The sequence below is a fragment of the Rhodococcus sp. NPDC004095 genome (assembly GCF_053604015.1).
Genome location: NZ_JBSGGS010000014.1, coordinates 39439 through 48246, shown reverse-complemented (window position 1 = coordinate 48246; position 8808 = coordinate 39439). Strand labels below are relative to the sequence as shown.

The 8808-nt window shown below is 69.0% G+C and carries 11 protein-coding genes; 8 read left to right on the top strand and 3 right to left on the bottom strand.

From position 1 onward, the window contains the following. Positions 1-11: 11 nt before the first annotated feature. The 3 genes from ACWEPG_RS23420 to ACWEPG_RS23410 all read right to left on the bottom strand — a co-directional run bounded on the left by ACWEPG_RS23420 (position 12) and on the right by ACWEPG_RS23410 (position 3338). Positions 12-902, bottom strand: a complete 891-nt coding sequence (locus tag ACWEPG_RS23420) for a shikimate dehydrogenase (protein ID WP_452595448.1) — start codon at positions 900-902, stop codon at positions 12-14. Beyond that, positions 902-2275, bottom strand: a complete 1374-nt coding sequence (locus ACWEPG_RS23415; RefSeq protein WP_450112998.1) for an MFS transporter — start codon at positions 2273-2275, stop codon at positions 902-904. Before ACWEPG_RS23415 ends, ACWEPG_RS23420 begins: the two co-directional genes overlap by 1 nt. Before the next feature lie 169 nt (positions 2276-2444). Beyond that, positions 2445-3338 carry a LysR family transcriptional regulator gene (locus tag ACWEPG_RS23410; protein WP_452595447.1) on the bottom strand — a complete coding sequence of 298 codons (894 nt, stop codon included), beginning with the start codon at positions 3336-3338 and terminating at the stop codon, positions 2445-2447. A 145-nt stretch (positions 3339-3483) separates the two neighbouring features. On the opposite strand from ACWEPG_RS23410, the gene ACWEPG_RS23405 reads away from it, so the two are divergent. The 8 genes from ACWEPG_RS23405 to ACWEPG_RS23370 all read left to right on the top strand — a co-directional run bounded on the left by ACWEPG_RS23405 (position 3484) and on the right by ACWEPG_RS23370 (position 8716). Next, complete coding sequence (locus ACWEPG_RS23405; RefSeq protein WP_450113000.1) at positions 3484-4179, top strand: SDR family NAD(P)-dependent oxidoreductase; 696 nt, start codon at positions 3484-3486, stop codon at positions 4177-4179. A 64-nt stretch (positions 4180-4243) separates the two neighbouring features. Next, positions 4244-5068, top strand: coding sequence for an LOG family protein (locus ACWEPG_RS23400; protein ID WP_450113001.1), 825 nt, complete (start codon positions 4244-4246; stop codon positions 5066-5068). Beyond that, positions 5065-5613, top strand: a complete 549-nt coding sequence (locus ACWEPG_RS23395; RefSeq protein WP_450113002.1) for an LOG family protein — start codon at positions 5065-5067, stop codon at positions 5611-5613. Before ACWEPG_RS23400 ends, ACWEPG_RS23395 begins: the two co-directional genes overlap by 4 nt. Positions 5614-5617: 4 nt before the next feature. Next, positions 5618-6532, top strand: a complete 915-nt coding sequence (gene folP, locus ACWEPG_RS23390; protein WP_450113003.1) for a dihydropteroate synthase — start codon at positions 5618-5620, stop codon at positions 6530-6532. Continuing rightward, a complete protein-coding gene (locus ACWEPG_RS23385; protein ID WP_450113004.1) occupies positions 6529-7479 on the top strand; it encodes a glucosyl-3-phosphoglycerate synthase in 951 nt (316 codons plus the stop codon). The genes folP and ACWEPG_RS23385 overlap by 4 nt, the downstream gene beginning before the upstream one ends. 54 nt (positions 7480-7533) lie before the next feature. After that, the gene (locus ACWEPG_RS23380; RefSeq protein ID WP_450113005.1) at positions 7534-7854 is read left to right on the top strand and encodes a DivIVA domain-containing protein; all 321 of its coding nucleotides are present in this window, start codon (positions 7534-7536) and stop codon (positions 7852-7854) included. Continuing rightward, on the top strand, positions 7847-8413 hold the full coding sequence (locus tag ACWEPG_RS23375) for a DNA-3-methyladenine glycosylase I (RefSeq protein WP_450132615.1): 567 nt from the start codon (positions 7847-7849) through the stop codon (positions 8411-8413). The genes ACWEPG_RS23380 and ACWEPG_RS23375 overlap by 8 nt, the downstream gene beginning before the upstream one ends. 135 nt (positions 8414-8548) lie before the next feature. Beyond that, on the top strand, positions 8549-8716 hold the full coding sequence (locus ACWEPG_RS23370; RefSeq protein ID WP_003931055.1) for a DUF3117 domain-containing protein: 168 nt from the start codon (positions 8549-8551) through the stop codon (positions 8714-8716). Positions 8717-8808: the final 92 nt, after the last annotated feature.

Here is an 8808-nt window from a genome sequence, read left to right as displayed (position 1 = left end):
CGAGCCGGCGGTCAGAGGCCGGCCGCCACCTGCTGGTCGGTGAGCAGGTCCGCCAGGTGGGCGCGCATGCGCGTCCGGTCGGCCGACTGCCCGGTGAGCAGGTCGAACGTGTCCGCCGCCTGCGCGACGAGCATCTGCCCGCCGTCGAGGACTGCGCATCCGGCCCGCTCCGCGGCGGCCAGCAGCTCGGTCCTGATCGGCCGGTACACCACATCCGCGACCCACAATCCGGCGTGCAGCGCGGCGGGATCCACCGGGGTGCCCGGGTGGCCTACCATCCCGATCGGGGTCGCGTTGACCAGACCGGTGCACCGGTCGAGGCCCGCAGCGATCTCGTCGAGCGAGACCGTGACCGCGACGGTGCCGGGGAACGAACTCGACACCCGGTTGCAGACGTCCGCCGCGCGAGCCGGATCCGCGTCGGCGATCCGTAGTTCCGACACCCCCGCCGACGCGAGCGCGTAGGCGACGGCCGACCCGGCGCCACCGGCGCCGACCAGCTGTACCGTGCCCAGGTCCGCGCCCGCCAGTCCCCTGCGAAGTCCCGCGAGGAACCCACTGTGGTCGGTGTTGTGGCCGATCAGCCGGCCTCCGGAGACGACGACCGTGTTCACGGCGCCGAGCAGTCCGGCGTTGTCGGAGAGGTCGTCGAGTGCGCCGATCACCTCCTGCTTGCACGGGTGGGTGACGTTGAACCCCGTCCAGCCCTCTGCGGCGAGCCGGTGCAGGAGCGCGCCCGTCTCCCCGACGGGAACAGTGTGGTCGTCGAGGTCGATCAGCTCGTACCGGTAGTCGGCGAGACCGAGTTCGGACGCCTCCCGTGTGTGCAGGCGCGGCGACAGGGACGTCGCGATACCTGCTCCGACGAGTCCGATCCGGTGGGTGCGGCCGTTGACTGTCATCAGACGTCGCTCCCGACGAGCTCGCGGGAATCGGCGGTCGCGCGCTTCTGTGCCTCGCGTCCCGCCGGCTCGCCGAGCAGTTCGGTGGGGGTGCGGTGCGTCTCGGGACCGCACATCGCCGCGGCCGCGGCAACGACCGCGAAGCCGAGGCACATCCATGCCACCGGGGTCCAGTTGCTGGTGTCGCCCGAGGAGATCGCCTGCGCGATCGCCGGTGTGAAACCGGCCGCGAGAAGACCGATCATGAGGCTGACCGCCATGCCGGTGTAGCGCACCTTGGCGGGGAACTGCTCCGGGAAGTAGGCGGGGTAGATACCGTTCGGCATCGAATAGAAGAAGCCGATCAGCACGATGCCGGATGCGAACACCAGCGGGACGCTGGCGGTGCCGATGGCGTGGAAGAACACGAACACCATGGCGCCGGAGCCGATGGCGCCGAACACGAACAACGGCTTGCGGCCGATCCGGTCGGCGAGCATGCCGAACAACGGCTGGGACAGGACGGAGACGAAGTTCGCTGTCGCGATTGCCCAGAGCATCGTCTGTCGCTCCATGCCGGCGACGTTGACCGCGTAGGCGAGTGCGAACACGTTGACGATCGTGTTGATCATGGCGAACGTCGAGCTCACGGCGACCCGCAGGACGGTCATCCCGTGCGATCGGAAGATCTCGACGACGGGAATGGCGACGACGTCGTCGTTCTCCTTGATCTCCTCGAAGACCTCGGGCTCTTCGAGCTGACGACGTAGCCACAACGCGACGACGGTGACGACGATGCTGGCCCAGAACGGGACCCGCCAGCCCCACGAGTAGAGGTCCTCGTCCGGAAGCGAGGCGACCGGAATGAACACCAGGCTCGAGATCACGATGCCGAACATGATGCCGCTCATGGTGAATGAGGTGAAGAACGAGCGGCGGTCGGCGGGGGCGTGCTCGAGGGTGAGCGAGGACGACCCCGGCGACTCCCCGCCGGCGGACAGGCCCTGGAGCAGCCGCAGCAGCACCAGGATGATGGGCGCGGCGATGCCGATCGTCTGGTAGGTCGGCAGGCAGCCGATGACGAACGTCGAGACGCCCATCATCAGAAGGCACGCGAGCAGTGCGTTCTTGCGTCCGAACCGGTCGCCGAGGTGACCCCACATCACCGCGCCGAGCGGGCGGGCGATGTAGGCGACGCCGAGGGTTCCGATCGACAGGAGGGTCGCGGTCGCGCCGTCGCCGGGGAAGAAGATCTTGCCGAACACGAGAGCGGCAGCGGATCCGTAGATGAAGAAGTCGTAGTACTCGAGCGTGCTGCCGAGAAAGCCCGAGATCGCGGCGCGGCGGGCATTCGGATTCGAGCGTCCGCCGGTGGGCTCAGACGTGCGTGGCATGGGTGGTCCTTTCGTCCCCAGGAAACCGGCGGTGCAGGCGCGAATCGCGCCACGTCACTCGATCGTGATCCGTCTCACAACTGCCGGCAGGGGGAGAGCCTGTCACGCCCTACTATGGCGAGTCCAACACCGAATAAGTCTGAAATAAAGATCGATCACATCTCAATCTTCAAACCGGGGTCGGTAGGATCTCCAGCGAGGTCTCGAGAGTCACGCGCAGTGCGTCGGACATGCCCTTCGTGGACCAGGCGATGCCGTGGTTCATGTAGAAGGGTTCCCCGCTCAGTGGCACGAAAACTGTTCCCGGGGGAAGGATTTCGTTGAGCCCGGAGGTCATCAGTGCGATGCCCACCCCGGAGGCCACGAGCATGAGGATCATGAACGGATCGGTGATCTCCTGCACGATGCGCGGGCGGAACCCGGCGTCGAGGCAGGCCCGCATCGCGGTCTCCTGCAGGCTCGATCCGGCGGACAGTGGCGTCGTGACGAAGCCTTCGTCGGCCAGGTCGTGCAGCTCGATCTCGGATGCGCCGGCCAGTCGGTGGTCCGCTGGGAGGACAACGCCGAACGGTTCGCGACGGATCAGTCGGGTGTGCACCGCGGCGGACTGTACGGGTAGGCCGACGAAGGCGAGGTCGAGGGCGCCGCTCTCGAGCTGGACGACCGCGTCGCGGGTCATGATCCGGCCCACCAGGGACAGCTCGATGTTCGGGTAGCGCTGCCGCAGGGCGCGGGTCAGTGGTGGCAGTGCCCGGTGGTTGAGGACGCCGGTGAAGCCGATTCGGACGTGCCCGTACACGCCCCCGGTCGATGCCCGAGCGGCCTGTCGTGCGGTGTCGACATTCTCGAGGAGCTGGTAGGCGTGCGGCAGGAACGCGTGACCGGCCGCGGTGAGCGCGACGTTGCGGGTGCTGCGCTCGAACAGTGGGACGTCGAGGTCCTTCTCGAGTTTGCGGATCGTCTGGCTCAGTGGCGACTGGGCCATCTGGAGCCGGGCGGCGGCACGACCGAAGTGCAGCTCCTCGGCCACCGCGACGAAGGCGTGGACCCAGCGGATCTCCATGGCTGCTTTCTCTTTTCGTTGTTCGGTGTGGCTTGACGTGTGTGCGCCAAGCTATATATGCAGTAAGTGCACACAGTTAAAGTCCGATTATGTGCAATATCAATATAAATGGTGCGACTTCCGCACACAATGGGCAGGAGCGAACATGGCAGCGACGTATCCCGAGGGTGTGACCGCGCTGGTCACCGGTGGCGCGAGCGGGATCGGGGCGGCCTGCGCGACGCTGCTCGCCGAGGCCGGGGTGCGAGTGGTCACCGCGGATGTCGCCGGCGGCGCCGACATCCACCTGGACGTCACCGACCCGGCGGCGGTCGAGCGGGTCCGCGCCGACCTCGGGCGGGTCGACATCCTCGTCAACAGTGCCGGAGTGGTGGGGCCGTCCGCCCCGCTCGTCGAGGTCGACCTCGAGCAGTGGCGGCGCACCTTCGCGATCAACGTCGACGGCACATTCCTGATGTGCCGCACCTTCGTGCCCGGGATGGTGGCCGCCGGCTGGGGTCGGATCGTGAACCTGTCGAGCATCGCCGCCAAGGACGGCAACCCGACCCAGAGTGCGTACTCGGCGTCGAAGGCGGCCGTGATCGCGTTGACCAAGTCGCTCGGCAAGGAACTCGCCACCACGGGTGTGCTGGCCAACGTCGTCGCCCCGGCCGCAGTGCAGAGCCCGATGAACGCCGATACCGACCCCGCGATCCTCGCTCGCTCCCAGTCGCTGACTCCGATGGGGCGGATGGGACGCCCGGAGGAGATCGCCGAACTCGTCGGCTGGTTGTGCTCGGACGCCGTCAGCTTCTCCACAGGGGCGGTGTACGACGCCAGCGGAGGACGTGCCGGCTACTGACCCCGAGCACCCGTCTCCACCGGCCCGGGCGAGCGGCCCGTCGGGCAGCGATAGCCTGGGCCGCATGGCACCGGACAAGACCCCAGGACGACCCGCGAAGCGCAGCACCGGAAAGCGGGCCAGCGCATCGGCCCAGCAGCGCGGACCGGTGCAGCTGCGCCGCGACCGCAAGACGGGTCCAAGCACCGCAGATCAGCGTCTTCTCGACCGGCGCGGGCCGGTGGACTGGGTGCACACCGATCCGTGGCGGGCGCTGCGCATCCAGAGCGAGTTCGTCGAGGGGTTCGACGCCCTGGCGGAGGTGCCGCGCGCGGTCGCCGTGTTCGGTTCGGCTCGCACCGCGGAGGAGCACACCGACTACGAACTCGGCCGGGCGCTCGGTGCCGCGCTGGCCGAGGCCGGCTACGCGGTGATCACCGGTGGCGGCCCCGGCGTGATGGAGTCCGCCAACCGCGGCGCGTGCGAGGTGGGCGGGTATTCCATCGGCCTCGGTATCGAGCTGCCGTTCGAGCAGTCCCTGAACGACTGGGTGGACCTCGGCATCAACTTCCGCTACTTCTTCGCCCGCAAGACGATGTTCGTCAAGTATTCGCAGGCGTTCATCTGCCTGCCCGGCGGCTTCGGCACCCTCGACGAACTGTTCGAGGCACTCACGCTCGTGCAGACCAACAAGATCACCCGGTTCCCGATCGTGCTGATGGGAACCGCCTTCTGGGGTGGGCTCGTCGACTGGATTCGCACCACCCTGGTGGCCGAGGGCAAGATCGCGGCTGCCGACGTCAAGCTCATCCACGTCACCGACAGCGTCGAGGAAGCCGTCCGCATCGTGATGGAGTCCCAGCTCGGGGAGGTCGTGGTCGAACCGCGCGAGGAGGTCGACGAGTGGTGACCGCCCGCCCGATCGCGGTCTGCGTGTACTGCGCGTCCGGTCCCGTCGACGTGTCGTTTCTCGCGCTCGCGTCCCGTCTCGGTGCGGAGATCGGGCGCCGGGGTATGCATCTGGTGTCCGGCGGCGGCAACGTGTCGATGATGGGCGCGGTCGCCGAGTCGGCCCGCAGGCACGGGGCCAAGACGATCGGGGTGATCCCGAAGGCGCTGGTGCACAGGGAGGTTGCCGACGTCGACGCCGACGAGCTGATCGTCACCGACACAATGCGTCAGCGCAAGCAGGTCATGGAGGACCGGGCCGACGCGTTCATCGCGCTGCCCGGCGGGATCGGGACCCTCGAGGAACTGTTCGAGACGTGGACCGCCGGGTACCTCGGCATGCACGACAAACCGATGGTGCTGCTCGATCCGGTCGGGCACTACACCGGGCTGCTGACGTGGCTCGACGGGCTGCGCGCAGGGGGCTTCGTCCAGCAGCGTGCCCTCGACGCCCTGCTGGTGACCGAGGACGTCGATCGGGCGCTCGACGCGTGCATGCCACTATGAAGCCATGACCGACATCACCCGAGCGGAGCCCGCGCAGCGGCGCGATTCGCCGTCGCCCTCGCCGACCCTCTGTGGCCGACCCGTGGCGACCGATCGGGCCCTGGTGATGGCGATCGTCAACCGGACCCCGGACTCGTTCTACGACCGCGGCGCCACCTTCAGCGACGAGGCGGCGATGGCGGCGGTACAGCGTGCCGTCGACGAGGGTGCCGACCTCGTCGACATCGGTGGAGTCAAGGCCGGGCCGGGCGACGAGGTCGACGCCGCGGAGGAGATCCGCCGCGTGGTGCCGTTCGTCGAAGCGATCCGGGGCCGGTACCCGGACCTGATCATCTCGGTGGACACCTGGCGCGCCGAGGTCGCGAGGCTGGCGTGCGCGGGCGGCGCCGACCTGATCAACGACACCTGGGCGGGCGCCGACCCGGACCTGGTGGCGGTGGCCGCGGAGCTCCGGGCGGGCTACGTCTGCTCGCACACCGGCGGTGCGGTGCCGCGGACCCGGCCGCACCGGGTCCACTACGCCGACGTCGTCACCGACGTCCTCGACGAGGTGGTGCCCGCCGCGGAACGAGCCCTTGCGTTGGGGGTGCCGAGGGACTCGATCCTGATCGATCCGACCCACGATTTCGGCAAGAACACCTTCCACGGGCTCGAGTTGTTGCGACGAATGGACGATCTCGTTAAAACCGGGTGGCCAGTGCTGATGGCGCTGAGCAACAAGGACTTTGTCGGGGAGACTTTGGGAGTGGAACTCGCCGAACGGTTGGAGGGCACCTTGGCAGCGACAGCATGGGCCGCCGCGCGGGGCGCGCGGGTCTTCCGAGTGCACGAGGTCGCTTCCACTCGCCGGGTCGTGGACATGATCGCCGCGATCGTCGGCACCAGGGCCCCGGTGCGCACGGTGCGGGGGCTGGCATGAGCGCCCCTGCGCCGGCGGCGCGATCCCGGTCCGACGCGGCCGTGCGGGTGTGGTCGGAGGCGAACAGCTGGGACCACCCCGACTGGACCGTCGCCGAACTGGAAGCGGCGAAGGCCGGGCGCACCGTCTCGGTGGTATTGCCCGCGTTGAACGAGGAGAAGACCGTCGCGGCGGTGGTGGACACGATCCATCCTCTGCTCGGCGGTCTGGTCGACGAGCTGATCGTGCTGGATTCCGGGTCGACCGACGAGACCGCGGACCGCGCCGCGGCCGCAGGCGCCACCGTGGTCAGCCGCGAGCAGGCCGTCCCCGAACTGCCTCCCGTTCCGGGAAAGGGCGAGGTGCTGTGGCGTTCGCTGGCCGCGTCCACCGGTGACGTGATCGCGTTCGTCGACTCCGACCTGATCAATCCCGACCCGGCCTTCGTTCCGAAGCTGCTCGGGCCGCTGCTCACGGTCGACGGCATCCACCTGGTCAAGGGCTACTACCGGCGGCCGCTGCGGGTCGGTGGGACCGAGGACGCGAGCGGCGGCGGCCGGGTCACCGAACTGGTCGCGCGGCCACTGCTGGCGGCGCTCCGGCCCGAGCTGACCTCGGTGCTGCAGCCCCTCGGCGGCGAGTACGCCGGCACCCGGGAACTGCTGTCCGCGGTCCCGTTCGCGCCGGGCTACGGTGTCGAGATCGGGCTGCTGCTCGACACCTACGACCGGCTCGGACTCAGCGCGATCGGCCAGGTCAACCTGGGTGTGCGCAAGCACCGCAACCGGCCGCTGGTCGAGCTCGGCGTGATGAGCAGGCAGATCATCGGGACCATGCTGCGCCGGTGCGGAGTGGAGGACTCCGCGGCCGGTCTGACGCAGTTCCTCGCCGACGGCGACTCGTTCCTGCCGGTGACCACCGACGTCTCCCTCGTCGACCGGCCCCCGATGAACACCCTGCGGCCGTAACGACGCCCGGCCGTCGTGAGCCGTGCTGTCGGTGAGTCGTGACAGTATCGGGGCATGTTCACGGTCCTGCTCTACCTGCTCGTCATGGCCCTGGTCGGTGGGGTGCTGTTCCTGGTGGCGTCCGCTGTGTTCGGCCGCGGTGAGGAGATGGCGCCGCTGCCTCCCGCGACCACCGTCACCGCGCTGCCGGTGCGGGACGTGACCGGAACCGACGTGCAGGACTTGCGGTTCCAGCAGGTGCTGCGCGGATACAAGGCCAGCGAGGTGGACTGGGCGCTGGACCGGCTCGGGGCCGAGATCGACTCGCTGCGTGCCCAACTCGCCGATGCCCGGGCCGCGGCCGCCACCCACGAGGGCGGGACGCGCGGTGAGTGACGATCGGGTCCGGTGTCCGTGGGCGGTCGACGCGCCCGGGTCCACGCTGTACCGCGACTATCACGACCAGGAGTGGGGCACACCGCTGCACGGCCGGGACGCGCTGTTCGAACGGATCTGCCTCGAGGCGTTCCAGTCGGGCCTGTCGTGGATCACCGTTCTGCGCAAGCGGGAGGCGTTCCGCACCGCATTCGCCGGGTTCGACGTCGAAGCGGTCGCGGCGTTCGGACCGTCGGACGTCGAGCGGCTGCTCGGCGACGCAGGCATCGTCCGTAACCGGGCCAAGATCGATGCGGCGATCGGCAACGCCCGGGCGGTGCTCGCGCTGACCGACACCGATCTCGACTCGCTGCTGTGGTCGTTCGCGCCGCCGCCACGCCCGAACCGGGTGACGACGGTGGACGAGGTTCCCGCGGTCACTGCGGAGTCCACCGCGCTGGCCCGCGAGCTGAAACGCCGCGGATTCCGTTTCGTGGGCCCTACCACGGCATATGCTCTGATGCAGGCGACCGGAATGGTGGACGATCACATCGCGGACTGCTGGGTTCCGCGGCGCTGAGGGTGCGCCCTCGGGCGTGCATCGGAGGGCGCGAAACGTGACTCAGCTTTCCGGCATTTGTTGCGATAGGGAAGAATGGATGCGTGCGCCCGGCAAAAGTCCGGGCGACGAGGTACAGATCTGGAGGGAGCAGGAATGGCGGCCATGAAGCCCCGGACCGGGGACGGTCCCCTCGAAGCAACCAAAGAAGGACGGGGCATTGTCATGCGCGTCCCGCTCGAGGGCGGAGGTCGGCTCGTCGTAGAACTGACCCCGGAGGAAGCCGCCGCGCTCGGCGACGAACTCAAGGGCGTCACCAGCTAAATCCCTCGTGCAGTAACCGAAGCACCCGGGCCCCGCGTCGCCACCCGGCGGGCGGGGCCCCGCGCTGGGTGCGGTCGGGAACCGCCGGAGAC